Source organism: Pseudomonas sp. WJP1 (assembly GCF_028471945.1).
In the GTDB taxonomy this organism is placed as follows: domain Bacteria; phylum Pseudomonadota; class Gammaproteobacteria; order Pseudomonadales; family Pseudomonadaceae; genus Aquipseudomonas.
Map to the genome: position 1 here is coordinate 4,980,454 of NZ_CP110128.1, position 13,097 is coordinate 4,993,550.

The following is a 13,097-nucleotide window of genomic DNA, read 5'->3' on the forward strand; positions in this document are numbered from 1 at the left end:
GTCGGGGATTTTTTATGTTCGATCAATCAGCCCGGGAGCGGATCAATCTTCGCGGTAGCGACGCAGCTTCAACTGCTTACCGGCAACACGAGTGTCCTTCAGCTTGCTCAGCAACTTCTCAAGACCGTCTTCCGGCAGTTCGACGAGGCTGAAGCTGTCACGCACCTGGATGCGACCGATGGCTTCACGCGCCAGACCACCTTCGTTGAGGATGGCGCCCAGCAGGTTCTTGGCCGCAATGCCATCACGCGCACCCAGCGCGGTACGGCAACGAGCACGACCTTCGCCCAGCGGCATCGGAGCACGACGCTCGCGGTCGCCACGCTCAGGACGATCACCGGAACGCTCTGGACGATCGCCACGCGGTGCATTGTTCGGCACCAGTGGACGCTCTTTCTCGATAGCGGCCAGGTTCAGCGCTTGACCGTTGGTTGCCTTGCGCAGCAGGGCTGCGGCCAGGGCACGCGGGCTGCAACCGATGTCGGCGGTCAGGCGATCAAGCAGATCACCGTGGGTCGATTCGGCTTCAGCCACCAGCGGCGACAGGCTGTTGGTCAGCTTCTTGATGCGCGCATCCAGAACGGCTTGAGCGTCCGGCAGGCGAACTTCAGCAACCTTCTGACCGGTTACACGCTCGATCACTTGCAGCATGCGGCGCTCACGTGGAGTCACCAGCAGCAGCGCACGACCTTCGCGACCGGCACGGCCGGTACGGCCGATACGGTGAACGTAGGATTCCGGATCGTACGGCATGTCAACGTTGAACACGTGAGTGATGCGCGGAACGTCCAGGCCACGAGCGGCAACGTCGGTCGCCACAACGATGTCCAGACGGCCATCCTTGAGGGAGTCGATGACGCGCTCACGCTGGTTCTGGGCAATGTCACCGTTCAGCGCAGCGGCTTTGTAGCCTTTGGCTTCCAGGGCGCTGGCCAGGTCCAGGGTCGCTTGCTTGGTGCGCACGAACATGATCAGGGCGTCGAAGTCTTCCACTTCCAGCAAGCTGAGAACGGCAGAAGTCTTCTGGTCAGCGTGAACCAGCAGGTGAGCCTGCTCGATCGCGGTAACGGTCTGGGTCTTGCTCTGGATCTTCACGTGCTTCGGATCGCGCAGGTGGCGCTCAGCGATGGCACGGATCGATTGCGGCAAGGTAGCCGAGAACAATACGGTCTGGCGGGTTTCCGGCATGGCCTTGAAGATGACTTCCAGGTCGTCCATGAAGCCCAGCTTGAGCATTTCGTCTGCTTCGTCGAGAACCAGGTGGTTCACGGTCGCCAGAACTTTTTCGTCGCGACGCAGGTGGTCGCACAGACGGCCCGGAGTGGCGACAACGATCTGTGCGCCATTACGGATTGCTTTCAATTGTGGGCCCATCGGCGCGCCGCCGTAGACAGCCACAACAGTTACGCCCGGCATTTGCTTGGCGTAGGTTTCGAAAGCGGTTGCAACTTGTAGCGCCAACTCACGAGTTGGGGCCAGGATCAGAGCTTGCGGCTCGCGCTTGGACGGATCAATGCGGTGCAGGATAGGCAGGGCAAAGGCAGCGGTTTTACCGGTACCGGTTTGCGCCTGGCCAATCATATCGTGACCGGCGAGAATGATCGGGATCGACTGCTGCTGAATGGCCGAAGGCTCTTCATAGCCGGTAGCGACTACTGCAGCGACAATATTAGGATGAAGTTCAAGAGCGGCGAAGCCGCCGATTTCCTGGGTCATGGGTCTGCCTCTAAGTGCATCCGCAAAGACCCATGCTCCAAAGCTGCGCATGCCGTGTTGAGACTCAAGAGTCGCCCTGGCAGCTTTGTCGGCGGGGATTTGCGAAAACGAATGAATGAAAGAATCGTTTAGGAAGAGTTCGCTGGGCGAACGTGCAACCGAATCTGACTTCGGGGAATTGCGCCACCTAAACGCGGCCCGGCTAAAGGCCGGCGCGCACTATACCGGAATTTGCCGAAAAAGGGAGCCTTTTTTTATCGCAAAACTCCCGCCCACGGCGTTCTGTCACAGGCTTTGCGGATAATCGCGCCAGCGTCTACTTTTCAAAGGCCCTGCCCTGCGGGCGATGACGCTAAAACGGTTCACCCATCCGCCACAGACCTTGGGTCTGCGCCCCCTCAGCCGCTCGAGGAAATGCAGCATGAAAGAGCTCAATACCAGCCGCGTGAGTCGTGAAAAGCGTGGTCATGTCCTGTTGATCGGACTGGACCGGGTCGCCAAGCGCAACGCCTTTGATCTCGACCTGCTCAACGAATTGAGCCTGGCCTACGGTGAATTCGAAGCCGACAGCGAAGCACGTGTGGCCGTGGTCTTCGGGCATGGCGAGCATTTTACCGCCGGCCTGGACCTGGTCAGCGCCAGCGCGGCACTGACCGAAGGCTGGCAAACCCCGCCCGGCGGTTGCGACCCGTGGGGCGTCTTCGCCGGGCCCAGGGTCAGCAAACCGGTGATCGTCGCCGCCCAGGGCTACTGCCTGACCATCGGTATCGAGTTGATGCTGGCCGCCGACATCAACCTGTGCGCCAGCAACACCCGATTCGCACAAATGGAGGTGCAGCGCGGCATCTTCCCATTCGGCGGCGCGACGTTGCGCCTGCATCAGGTGGCTGGCTGGGGCAATGCCATGCGCTGGATGCTGACCGGCGACGAATTCGATGCCCATGATGCCTTGCACCTGGGCCTGGTGCAGGAAGTCATGGCCAGCGAGGATTTGCTGCCGCGGGCGATTGAACTGGCCGAGCGCATTGCCCGGCAGGCGCCGTTGGGGGTTCAGGCAACTCTGATGTCTGCCCGGCAGGCCCGTTATGAGGGCGAAACCGCCGCTGCACAAGGGTTGCCGGCGCTGGTGAAGAAGTTGCTGGTCAGCGAGGATGCCCGGGAAGGTGTGCAGTCGCTGGTCGAGCGGCGGCCCGGGGTTTTCAAAGGGTGCTGAGAGAAGCGGTGGCTGTTGGAAAGTCATCGCGAGCAGGCTCGCTCCCACAGGGGACCGCGGTCAACTGTGGGAGCGAGCCTGCTCGCGATAGGGCCCGCCCAGACAACTAATGGATTAGGTGGCCGGGCGAATCGCCTTGATCAACGACTGCAACGAATACCCCAACCGCGGCGCCAATGCTTCAGCCCGGGCGGTCAGGCTCTCCATGTCCAGCACCTGATCCAGTTCCGATGGCACGATCAGGATCACGTTGCCCTCCTTCACCGGCAGCTCCCAGTAATGGCGATGATAAAGCCCGCGCAGCAACGCGGCGCCCAGTGGCTTGCCATCGTCGGTGGCCCATTGGTTAATCACCAGCCAGCCGCCCGGATTCAGGCGTTTCTGGCAGTTCTCCAGGAAAGTCCAGGCCAGATGCCCGACACCCGGGCCGACGTCGGTGTAGAGATCGACAAAAATCAGGTCCGCAGGCTCGGCGGTGTCGAGCAGTTCCAGCGCATCGCCCACGCGGATGTACAGGCGCGGATCGTCGTCCAGCCCCAGGTACTCGATGGCCAGGCGCGGCACATCCGGGCGCAGTTCGATGGCTTCGACATCTTCCAGGGGCAGGAACTTGAGGCAGGCCTGGGTCAGCGTACCGGCACCAAGCCCCAGGAACAGCGCGCTTTCCGGCTGTTCATGACACAGCGCGCCAATCAGCATCGCCCGGGTATAGTCGTACTCGAGCCAGCTTGGATCGGCCGTGAACACGCAACTTTGTTCGATGGCATCACCGAACTCCAGAAAGCGGTAATCGGCCACTTCCAGCACACGAATCACGCCAAATTCGTCCTGCACCTCGGCGAGCAGATGCTCGACGCGCTCCTCAGTCATTTCGTCTCCTGATCGTCACCGGGCCTTCTTGGGCAAACGGCAACGCGATAAACCGCAGCGGAAGCGGCAAAGACGCGATTGTCCGCGAAGCGACGGGAACAGGTCACGCACTAATTGCTGATAACATGGACGCCCGAGCGTAAAACACTAGAGATCATGATGAGTCAACCCTGGAGCCCTGACAGCTGGCGCGCCCTGCCGATCCAGCAACAACCCCAATACCCCGACGCGGCGCATCTGCAGCACGTCGAGCAGACCCTGGCCAGCTACCCGCCGCTGGTGTTTGCCGGGGAGGCCCGGGAATTGCGCCGTCAGTTCGCCGAAGTGACCCAGGGCCGTGCCTTTTTGCTGCAGGGCGGCGACTGCGCCGAAAGTTTCGCCGAGTTTTCCGCCGCGAAAATCCGCGACACCTTCAAGGTGCTGCTGCAAATGGCCATTGTCATGACGTTTGCGGCTGGCTGCCCGGTGGTCAAGGTCGGGCGCATGGCCGGCCAGTTCGCCAAACCTCGCTCGGCCAACGACGAGACCATCGACGGCGTGACACTGCCGGCCTACCGTGGCGATATCGTCAATGGCATCGGCTTCGATGAAAAAAGCCGTGTGCCGGACCCGGAACGCCTGCTGCAGTCGTACCACCAGTCCACCGCCACCCTCAACCTGCTGCGCGCCTTCGCTCAGGGCGGGTTTGCCGACCTGCACCAGGTGCACAAGTGGAACCTGGACTTCATCGCCAACTCGGCCCTGGCGGAAAAATACAGCCACCTGGCCGACCGCATCGATGAAACCCTGGCGTTCATGCGCGCCTGCGGCATGGACAGCTCGCCGCAACTGCGCGAAACCAGCTTTTTCACCGCCCACGAAGCGTTGCTGCTCAATTATGAGGAAGCCTTCGTCCGTCGCGACAGCCTGACCAACGACTATTACGACTGTTCGGCCCACATGCTGTGGATCGGCGACCGCACCCGTCAGCTCGATGGCGCGCATGTCGAATTTCTGCGCGGGGTGAACAATCCGATCGGGGTCAAGGTCGGTCCGAGCATGAACCCAGAAGACCTGATCCGTCTGATCGACGTGCTCAACCCCGAGAACGATCCGGGGCGCCTGAACCTGATCGCGCGCATGGGCGCGAACAAGGTCGGCGATCATTTGCCGCAACTGATCCGCGCCGTGCAGCGTGAAGGCAAGCAAGTGCTCTGGAGTTCCGATCCGATGCACGGCAACACCATCAAGGCCAGCAGCGGCTACAAGACCCGCGACTTCGCGCAGATCCTTGGCGAAGTGAAGCAGTTCTTCCAGGTCCACGAAGCTGAAGGCAGTTACGCGGGCGGCATTCATATCGAGATGACCGGGCAGAACGTCACCGAGTGCATCGGCGGTGCCCGACCGATTACCGAGGACGGTTTGTCGGATCGCTACCACACCCATTGCGACCCGCGAATGAATGCCGATCAGTCGCTGGAGTTGGCGTTTTTGATAGCTGAAACCCTCAAGCAAGTCCGGCGGTAGTTTTTGATCGCCTGATGTACCGCTATCGCCAGCAGGCTGGCTCCCACATGGGATTTGTGCAGGACACAGATCCAGTGTGGGAGCCAGCCTGCTGGCGATTAGGCCAGATCAGTCACCCTCTATCTGTGCCAATGCCACCTGTGCCAATGCCACCCGCAATCTTGCCGCACTCGCCCGCGGGCAATTCAGCTGGACCCGCGCCAGCCCCAGCCAATCCGCCATCTGCCGCAGATTGAGCGCCAGCGCCAACATCCCCTCGTCATCCAGCCCCTTTTCCTCTTCATGCACCGCGTGCACCGCCAACCGCCCGGCAGCCCGCTCAGCACGCAGGTCGACCCGCGCGGCAATGCGCTCATTGTGCAAAAACGGCAAGACGTAATAGCCATAGACCCGCTTACCCGGCGGCGTGTAGATCTCCAGCCGATAGCGAAAATCAAACAGCCGCTCGGTACGGCTGCGCTCCCAGATCAGCGAGTCGAACGGTGAAAGCAAGGCACTGGCCTCGAGCTTGCGTCGCACTTTCGGCTCAGGCAGGCAATAGGCAGGTTGCCGCCAACCCTCGACTTCACAGCAGAGCAACTCACCGGCCTCGACCAATTCCGCCAGACGCGGACGACTGTCCGCGGGGCTTAAACGAAAATAGTCACGCAGGTCTTTCTCGATGCCCACGCCCAAGGCTGACGCGGCATGCCGTATCAGCCCGCGCTGGGCCTCAGCCTCATTGAGCCGCGGTTGCGCCAGGATCGCCGAAGGGATGACCCGCTCCGGCAGGTCATAAAGTCGCTCGAACCCGCGCCGGCCGGCCACTGTCACTTCACCGGCGGCGAACAGCCATTCCAGCGCATGCTTTTCCGCGCTCCAGTCCCACCAGGGCCCTGCTCGCTCCTGGCGAGTCGACAGGCTGCCGGCGCCCAACGCGCCCTGCTCCTGGACGCAGGCCAGCACCCGGCGAACCGTGTCCTGCTGTTCACGACCAAAACGCGCCAGTTGTTGATAAATGTCTTCGCCACGGCTTGCCCGCTGCATGCGCCAACGCATCAACGGGTACATCGACAAGGGCAGCAAGGACGCTTCATGCCCCCAGTATTCGAACAGGGTACGCTGGCGCCCCTGGCTCCAGGCAGCCTGGTCGAGCAAGTCGGCTGAATACTGGCCAAGCCGGGAAAACAGCGGCAGGTAGTGCGAACGCACCAGTGCATTGACCGAGTCGATCTGCAAAATGCCCAGGCGCTCGATCAATCGGTTGATAGCGGCAGGCTTGACCGGCAACGACGGCTGGCGCCCGACAAAACCTTGGGCGGTCAGGGCCAGGCGTCTGGCTTGCTTCAAGGAAAAAGACTGGGATGCTGGCATCTGACGGCTCATCGGCAAGGCTCTCCCCACCTTAGCGGCAGGCGGGAAAAACGCCAATGCCAACGCCTCATCGCTTGAATGGATCATCCCAGAACGGGCGCGCTGACTCCCGCAGGACATCGGCTCGACTCAAGCCAATATCGCGCAAACGCTCGTCGCTCAATCGCGACAGTTCGGTTCGGTCCCTGCTCAGTTGGCGCCAGCGCTGCAATTGCGTAATCGCTGCCCGGACCGGCTGCCGGAGCCGGTGCAGTGCATCGCGCACGCCATGCCCTACGTCACGCCCTTCAATGCCTTGTCGTTCCATGACACCACTCCTCAATGTTGGGGAGAGGATCTTCAGCCAGTGCGCAAACAGGCTCCAGCAAAGCTCTATGACCATCTGTTTCGGGCTCGCGCCTACCCCATCAGCCCGGGCTTTCGTCGGGATGACGGGGTAGTGACAGGACATTTCCATGGGTCATCGAGCCTACTTTCCATTGCCCATCGGGTCTTGCCAGAAGTGCAGATCAGCTTCATGCGCGACGTCGGCACGACTCAAGCCGATGTCCTTCAACGCCTCATCACTCATGCTCGCCAGCAGTTCGCGCTCACGGTGCAGCTCGTACCAGCGACCGACCTTGTGCAACAGATCGGAAATCAGGTGAACCGAATGTTTTTCAGTGCCGTGAATTTCATGTTGACCTTTCATCTTGTTGCCCTCCGTTTGGATGGCTCAAGTCTCTGCCCAGGCCTAAGATCAATCCAACGAATGTTTCTGATGGTAACCATCTCGGAGATTGATGCATGTCGGCCTACCCGAGTATCGATACCGAAGTGCTGCGCACCTTCGTCGCCATCGCCGACCAGGGTGGGTTCACTCGCGCCGGTGAATTGGTCCATCGCACCCAGTCAGCCGTCAGCATGCAGATGAAGCGACTGGAAGAAGATATTCTGCAACGCCAACTGTTCCAGCGTGACGGGCGCCAGGTGCGGCTCACGGCCGAAGGCCAGGTGCTGCTGGGTTATGCGCGGCGGATCCTCAAGCTGCACAGCGAGGTGTTCAACACGCTGCGCGAGCCGCACATGGTCGGCACGGTACGCATCGGCACCCCGGACGACTACGTGATGCGTTTTCTGCCAGGGATCCTGCGCCAGTTTGCCCAGTCCTATCCGCTGATCCAGATCGAAGTGCATTGTGAATCATCAAAACAACTGCTGATGCGCCAGGACCTCGACCTGTCCATCGTCACCCGTGAGCCGGGCAGTGAAATCGGCCAGTTGTTGCGCAAGGAACGTTTTGTCTGGGCCGAGGCGCAATGCTACAGCGCCCACGAGCAGACGCCGCTGCCACTGGCGATGTTCAACAGTGATTGTTTCTGCCGTATCTGGGCCTGCAACGCCCTTGATGCCCAAGGGCGCGATTATCGCGTGGCGTATAACAGCGACAGCCTGTCGGCGATCATGGCGGTGGTCAGCGCCGGCCTGGCTGTCACCGCGCAACTTGAAAGCCTGATCACCGCGGACATGCGCATCCTCGGTGAAGCCGAGGATCTGCCGGTGCTGCCCGAGGCCAGCATCATGCTGGTGCGCAACCTGCACAATCCGTCACCGATCACCGAGTGCCTGGCCGAGCATATCGTCGAAGGCTTCAAGCTTTAAACGCAAGCATCACCGCACAGCACAGCAGGAAGCCGCAAAACAGGGCGCGCAGCAGGCGCTCCGGCAGGCTGTGGGCGATCTTCACGCCCCAGCTGATACTCATCAGCCCGCCGATTGCCAGTGGCACTCCGATCATCCAGTTCACCTGGTGATGTACGCCATAAGTGACCAGCGTGACGCCGGTGCTCGGCAGCGCCAGTGCCAGGGACAGGCCCTGGGCAACCACCTGGGTGGTGCCGAACACGCTGGTCAACACTGGTGTCGCCACCACTGCCCCGCCCACGCCAAACAGACCACCCATGGTGCCGGATGCCGCACCGAGCACGCCCAGCCACGGCCATGAATGGTTCATCTGCGCCGAAGGCGATGCGCTGGCGAGGAACATCCGCACCAGGTTGTAGGCGCAAAGCGCGATCAGAAACGCGACAAAACCGATACGCATGCTTTGCGCATCGATCCCCACCGCCCAGATCGATCCGAGCCAGGCGAAGCAAAAACCCATCGTGGCCAGCGGCAGCGCGTGACGTAACTCGATCTTGTTGCGCTGGTGGTAGCGCCACAGTGCCAGCATCACGTTGGGCACCACCATCACCAATGCCGTACCTTGGGCAATCTGCTGATCGAGCCCGCATAAAACGCCCAGCAACGGAATGGCGATCAATCCCCCGCCGATGCCAAACAAACCGCCGAGGGTTCCCAAGGCGGCGCCGAAAACCAGATACAACACAAACTCAATCACGGTGTCTCTCTCCCAAACGTCAGGCGATTCATCCTACGCAACTGCTTCTGGCGCGGAAACGCACAGCAACGCACAATGGCTATGCCAAACTCGCACAGGCATCGAGCCACACATGAATCCCAACCTACTGACCGAGCAACTGGGCCTGTTTCTCGACGTGCTGGAAACCGGCAGTTTTTCCGCCGCGTCACGCCGTCATCCACTGACCCCTTCGGCCGTGGCGCGACGCATTGACAGCCTGGAAGGTGCCGTCGGCAGCCAATTGTTCATTCGCAGTACCCATGCGGTGCGCGCAACGCCGGCAGGGCTGGCGTTTGCCGAACGCGCACGCAGGATCGTCGCCGAATTGCGCCTGGCCCGGGCCGAAGCAGTGTCCCTTAGCAGCGCACCGGAAGGCTTGATTCGTATCGATGCACCGGCCGCATTCGGGCGGCGCCACCTGGCACCGGTGATTGCCGACTTTCTGCTGCTCTATCCCGGCCTCGACGTGCAATTGCAGTTGATCGACAGCTTTGTCGACATGCAGGGCTTAAACCTGGGCAAGGTCGATCTGGTCTTGCGCGCCGGGCAACTGGCCGATACCCGGTTGGTGGCCACGCCGCTGGCGAGCATGGTGCGCATCGCCTGCGCCAGCCCCGCCTACTTGCAGCGCCGCGGCGTGCCGAGTGATCCGGCGCAGCTGGTCGAACATGATGGCCTTGACTGGGCCGGCCTGGCCCCTCCCTTCGCCTGGCGCTTCGAACGGGACGGGCAGATGCAATTGCACCGACCGTCGCGCGTGCGCATGAGCGCCAATAATGCCGAAGCGTTGATCTACAGCGCATTGGCCGGCCTGGGCATCGCCCACTTGCCGACCTGGCTCGTCAGCGAATACCTGTTGCGCGGCGAACTGCTGCCGTTGTTCTGCGAAAACGGCCTGCCAAAACCGGAAAGCTCCGGGATCTACGCCTTGCGCCTGCAACAACAACCCAATTCCCGCAGTCGCCTGCTGCTGGAATACCTGAAAACCCGTTTCAGCCCCATTCCGCCCTGGGACCTGGTGCTGCAAACCCATCTGGGCCAGCACTAGCCCAGAATTGTCTGGCGCGATAAAGATTTGCCCGCTAGATTCATGAAGATCACTGCTCAAGGCTTCCCGATGACCACCAAGCGCGACACCCCGGACCACTGCGACGACCTGCTGCTGGACAACCAGGCCTGCTTCGCCCTGCATTCCACTTCACTGATGATGACCAAGGTCTACAAACCCCTGCTGCAGGCGTTGGGCCTGACCTATCCGCAATACCTGGTGATGATGGTGCTGTGGGAGAAGGACGGTCTGACCGTAGGTGAAATCAGCGCGCGCCTGTTGACCGATCCCGGCTCGCTCACGCCGCTGCTCAAGCGCCTGGAGGCCGAAGGCGTGCTCAGCCGTACCCGCAGCCGTGAGGACGAGCGCGTGGTAATCGTCGAGCTCACCGAACAGGGCCGCGCCTTGCGCGACAAGGCCCGTGGCATTCCGCAATGCATCCTCGGCGCCAGCGGGATGACCTTGGAGCGACTGCAAAAGCTTCAAGCGGAACTGCAAGAGCTGCGTCGCCATCTGCAAGACAGCCTCTGATTTTCAAACCACCGAAAATCCCATGTAGGAGTGAGCCTGCTCGCGATGGCGGTGTGTCAGTCAACCTCGATGTTGAATGTGACACAGCTATCGCGAGCAGGCTCACTCCTACAGTCGTTTTGCGTCTGCGCTCAATTTTTTCAAAAATTTATCTTGCGCACTAACTATTAGCGCGATACATTCATCTCGCACTTACTTAGCGCGCAAACATTTAGCGCAAAACATCAAACCCGAACGAGGCTTTCACCATGCAAACTCTCTACACCGCCATTGCAACTTCCACCGGTGGCCGCGACGGTCGTGCGATCTCCAGCGACAACATTCTCGACGTCAAACTCGCCACCCCGAAAGAACTCGGCGGTGCCGGTGGCGCGGCGACCAACCCTGAGCAACTGTTCGCCGCCGGCTACTCAGCCTGCTTCATCGGCGCGCTGAAATTCGTCGCCAGCCAGACCAAACGCAAAATCCCGGATGACGCGTCGATCACCGCCCATGTCGGCATCGGCCAGATCCCTGGCGGCTTCGGTCTGGACATCGACCTGCACATCAGCATGCCGGGCCTGGAACAAGCCGACGCACAAACACTGGTCGAGGCTGCCCACCAGGTCTGCCCGTACTCCAACGCCACCCGTGGCAACGTCGAAGTACGTCTGCACGTAACGGTCTAACGCCACTTTCCATCCAGGCCCGAACAGGAAATGAACATGAACACTTTCAGCAAAGTCTTGACCGGTACCCTTCTCGCCCGGTCTGTCCACAGTGCATTCGCCGGCGACGTTGAACACAACACCCAGGCGTTTCTCGATGCACTGAATGCCGGCACCGGCAAACCGATGGAACAGATGACACCCAAAGACGCCCGCGCCGTGCTGGTGGGCGCGCAAGCCGGGGTGAAGCTGACGCTGCCAAAAGCCGATGTCAGCGAGAAGACCATCCAGGTCGATGGCCAACCGCTGAAGCTGACCATCGTCCGGCCGGCCGGGGTCAAGGGCGAGCTGCCGGTGTTCATGTTCTTCCACGGCGGCGGCTGGGTCCTGGGCGATTTCCCGACCCACGAGCGGCTGGTTCGGGATCTGGTGGCGGGCTCGGGTGCGGCGGCGGTTTTCGTCAACTACACCCCTTCGCCGGAAGCGCACTATCCGGTGGCGATCAACCAGGCGTATGCCGCGACCCAATGGGTGGCCGAGCACGGTAAAGAGATCAACGTCGACGGCAAGCGCCTGGCGGTGGCCGGCAACAGCGTCGGTGGCAACATGGCGGCAGTGGTCGCGCTGATGGCAAAAGACAAAGGCACACCGGCAATCAAGTTCCAGGTCCTGTTGTGGCCGGTGACCGATGCCAACTTCGACACCGGTTCCTATAACCAGTATGCCGAAGGGCACTTCCTGACTCGCAACATGATGAAGTGGTTCTGGGACAACTACACCACTGACGCCAAACAGCGCAGCGAGATCTACGCCTCGCCGCTGCGGGCCACCTCTGCGCAACTCAAGGGACTGCCACCGGCGCTGGTGCAGACGGCGGGTGCCGACGTGTTGCGCGATGAAGGTGAAGCCTATGCCCGCAAACTCGACGAGGCCGGGGTGGCGGTGACCTCGGTACGCTACAACGGCATGATCCACGACTATGGCTTGCTCAACGTGGTGAGCCAGGTGCCGGCGGTGCGGTCAGCGATGTTGCAGGCATCTGAAGAGCTCAAGCAACATCTGAAATAACGTTTGCCCCTGTAGGAGCACGGCTTGCCGGCGATGGCGCTCTTGCGTACGCCATCGCCGGCAAGCCGTGCTCCTACAGGGGATTGGTTGTATCCGACGCGCACAAAAAAGCCCGACTCAATGGTCGGGCTTTTTCATTCCTCAAGCAGTGCTTATTTAGCACGGCCTTTGTAGGAACCGCCTTCGCGGGTATCGATCTCGATCATGTCGCCGATTTCGATGAAGTCAGCAACCGACAGCTCGGTACCGTTCTTCAGTTTGGCAGGCTTCATCACCTTGCCGGAAGTATCGCCACGAGCGGAACCTTCGGTGTAGTCAACCTGACGCACGATGGTGGTCGGCAGCTCTACGGAAACCAAACGGCCTTCGAAGAACACGGCTTCGCAAACGTCGGTCATGCCTTCTTCGATGAACGGCAGAACGCTTTCGATGTCTTCGGCGTTCAGTTCGTACATGGTGTAGTCAGTGGTGTCCATGAACGTGTAGCTGTCACCGCTGATGAAGGACAGGGTCGCTTCCTTACGGTCCAGGATCACGTCGTCCAACTTGTCGTCGGCGCTGTAGACGGTTTCAGTCTTGTAGCCGGTCAGCAGGTTTTTCAGCTTGGTCTTCATGATCGCGCTGTTACGGCCCGACTTGGTGAATTCAGCTTTCTGAACCAGCCAAGGATCGTTGTCGATACGGATCACGGTACCGGGTTTGAGTTCTTTACCAGTTTTCATTGCGAATATCCGAATTTGGATG

At 60.8% G+C, this 13,097-nt stretch carries 14 protein-coding genes; 7 read left to right on the forward strand and 7 right to left on the reverse strand.

The genetic code is table 11. From position 1 onward, the window contains the following. Positions 1-42: 42 nt before the first annotated feature. Complete coding sequence (locus tag OH720_RS22390) at positions 43-1,716, reverse strand: DEAD/DEAH box helicase (RefSeq protein ID WP_008056987.1); 1,674 nt, start codon at positions 1,714-1,716, stop codon at positions 43-45. A 421-nt stretch (positions 1,717-2,137) separates the two neighbouring features. Between OH720_RS22390 and OH720_RS22395 the strand changes: the two genes are divergently transcribed. Beyond that, complete coding sequence (locus OH720_RS22395; protein WP_272602951.1) at positions 2,138-2,929, forward strand: crotonase/enoyl-CoA hydratase family protein; 792 nt, start codon at positions 2,138-2,140, stop codon at positions 2,927-2,929. 114 nt (positions 2,930-3,043) lie between these two features. On the opposite strand, the gene OH720_RS22400 is transcribed toward OH720_RS22395, so the two are convergent. After that, positions 3,044-3,799 (reverse strand): spermidine synthase, encoded by a 756-nt coding sequence (locus OH720_RS22400; RefSeq protein WP_008056991.1) that lies wholly within the window; start codon positions 3,797-3,799, stop codon positions 3,044-3,046. A 159-nt stretch (positions 3,800-3,958) separates the two neighbouring features. Here OH720_RS22400 and OH720_RS22405 point away from each other — a divergent pair, with 159 nt between their 5' ends. After that, complete coding sequence (locus OH720_RS22405; protein ID WP_180203475.1) at positions 3,959-5,305, forward strand: class II 3-deoxy-7-phosphoheptulonate synthase; 1,347 nt, start codon at positions 3,959-3,961, stop codon at positions 5,303-5,305. A gap of 108 nt (positions 5,306-5,413) precedes the next feature. Here OH720_RS22405 and OH720_RS22410 read toward each other — a convergent pair whose 3' ends face one another. The 3 genes from OH720_RS22410 to OH720_RS22420 all read right to left on the reverse strand — a co-directional run bounded on the left by OH720_RS22410 (position 5,414) and on the right by OH720_RS22420 (position 7,349). Next, positions 5,414-6,658: a winged helix-turn-helix domain-containing protein gene (locus OH720_RS22410; RefSeq protein ID WP_272602952.1), complete on the reverse strand. Its 1,245-nt coding sequence runs from the start codon at positions 6,656-6,658 to the stop codon at positions 5,414-5,416. Between the two features lie 67 nt (positions 6,659-6,725). After that, the gene (locus OH720_RS22415) at positions 6,726-6,965 is read right to left on the reverse strand and encodes a DUF1127 domain-containing protein (RefSeq protein ID WP_272602953.1); all 240 of its coding nucleotides are present in this window, start codon (positions 6,963-6,965) and stop codon (positions 6,726-6,728) included. Between the two features lie 162 nt (positions 6,966-7,127). Further along, positions 7,128-7,349: a DUF1127 domain-containing protein gene (locus OH720_RS22420; RefSeq protein WP_180203478.1), complete on the reverse strand. Its 222-nt coding sequence runs from the start codon at positions 7,347-7,349 to the stop codon at positions 7,128-7,130. A 95-nt stretch (positions 7,350-7,444) separates the two neighbouring features. Here OH720_RS22420 and OH720_RS22425 point away from each other — a divergent pair, with 95 nt between their 5' ends. Next, on the forward strand, positions 7,445-8,299 hold the full coding sequence (locus OH720_RS22425) for a LysR substrate-binding domain-containing protein (protein WP_008056996.1): 855 nt from the start codon (positions 7,445-7,447) through the stop codon (positions 8,297-8,299). On the opposite strand, the gene OH720_RS22430 is transcribed toward OH720_RS22425, so the two are convergent. Then, complete coding sequence (locus tag OH720_RS22430) at positions 8,289-9,038, reverse strand: sulfite exporter TauE/SafE family protein (RefSeq protein WP_272602954.1); 750 nt, start codon at positions 9,036-9,038, stop codon at positions 8,289-8,291. The two genes, OH720_RS22425 and OH720_RS22430, sit on opposite strands and share 11 nt — an antisense overlap. Positions 9,039-9,150: 112 nt before the next feature. On the opposite strand from OH720_RS22430, the gene OH720_RS22435 reads away from it, so the two are divergent. The 4 genes from OH720_RS22435 to OH720_RS22450 all read left to right on the forward strand — a co-directional run bounded on the left by OH720_RS22435 (position 9,151) and on the right by OH720_RS22450 (position 12,353). Then, entirely contained in the window at positions 9,151-10,107 is a 957-nt protein-coding gene (locus OH720_RS22435; protein WP_272602955.1) for a LysR family transcriptional regulator, read from the forward strand. A gap of 69 nt (positions 10,108-10,176) precedes the next feature. Further along, entirely contained in the window at positions 10,177-10,638 is a 462-nt protein-coding gene (locus OH720_RS22440; RefSeq protein WP_272606502.1) for a MarR family winged helix-turn-helix transcriptional regulator, read from the forward strand. 248 nt (positions 10,639-10,886) lie between these two features. Continuing rightward, entirely contained in the window at positions 10,887-11,306 is a 420-nt protein-coding gene (locus OH720_RS22445) for an organic hydroperoxide resistance protein (protein WP_272602956.1), read from the forward strand. Between the two features lie 36 nt (positions 11,307-11,342). Continuing rightward, the gene (locus OH720_RS22450; protein ID WP_272602957.1) at positions 11,343-12,353 is read left to right on the forward strand and encodes an alpha/beta hydrolase; all 1,011 of its coding nucleotides are present in this window, start codon (positions 11,343-11,345) and stop codon (positions 12,351-12,353) included. Between the two features lie 152 nt (positions 12,354-12,505). Here OH720_RS22450 and efp read toward each other — a convergent pair whose 3' ends face one another. After that, complete coding sequence (efp, locus tag OH720_RS22455; protein ID WP_008057003.1) at positions 12,506-13,075, reverse strand: elongation factor P; 570 nt, start codon at positions 13,073-13,075, stop codon at positions 12,506-12,508. Between the last annotated feature and the right edge of the window lie 22 nt (positions 13,076-13,097).

Coding starts and splice junctions, on each gene's coding strand:
- OH720_RS22390 (WP_008056987.1), bottom strand. CDS start 1,716: ATGACCCAGGAAATCGGCGGCTTCGCCGCTCTTGAACTTCATCCTAAT.
- OH720_RS22395 (WP_272602951.1), top strand. CDS start 2,138: ATGAAAGAGCTCAATACCAGCCGCGTGAGTCGTGAAAAGCGTGGTCAT.
- OH720_RS22400 (WP_008056991.1), bottom strand. CDS start 3,799: ATGACTGAGGAGCGCGTCGAGCATCTGCTCGCCGAGGTGCAGGACGAA.
- OH720_RS22405 (WP_180203475.1), top strand. CDS start 3,959: ATGAGTCAACCCTGGAGCCCTGACAGCTGGCGCGCCCTGCCGATCCAG.
- OH720_RS22410 (WP_272602952.1), bottom strand. CDS start 6,658: ATGCCAGCATCCCAGTCTTTTTCCTTGAAGCAAGCCAGACGCCTGGCC.
- OH720_RS22415 (WP_272602953.1), bottom strand. CDS start 6,965: ATGGAACGACAAGGCATTGAAGGGCGTGACGTAGGGCATGGCGTGCGC.
- OH720_RS22420 (WP_180203478.1), bottom strand. CDS start 7,349: ATGAAAGGTCAACATGAAATTCACGGCACTGAAAAACATTCGGTTCAC.
- OH720_RS22425 (WP_008056996.1), top strand. CDS start 7,445: ATGTCGGCCTACCCGAGTATCGATACCGAAGTGCTGCGCACCTTCGTC.
- OH720_RS22435 (WP_272602955.1), top strand. CDS start 9,151: ATGAATCCCAACCTACTGACCGAGCAACTGGGCCTGTTTCTCGACGTG.
- OH720_RS22440 (WP_272606502.1), top strand. CDS start 10,177: ATGACCACCAAGCGCGACACCCCGGACCACTGCGACGACCTGCTGCTG.
- OH720_RS22445 (WP_272602956.1), top strand. CDS start 10,887: ATGCAAACTCTCTACACCGCCATTGCAACTTCCACCGGTGGCCGCGAC.
- OH720_RS22450 (WP_272602957.1), top strand. CDS start 11,343: ATGAACACTTTCAGCAAAGTCTTGACCGGTACCCTTCTCGCCCGGTCT.
- efp (WP_008057003.1), bottom strand. CDS start 13,075: ATGAAAACTGGTAAAGAACTCAAACCCGGTACCGTGATCCGTATCGAC.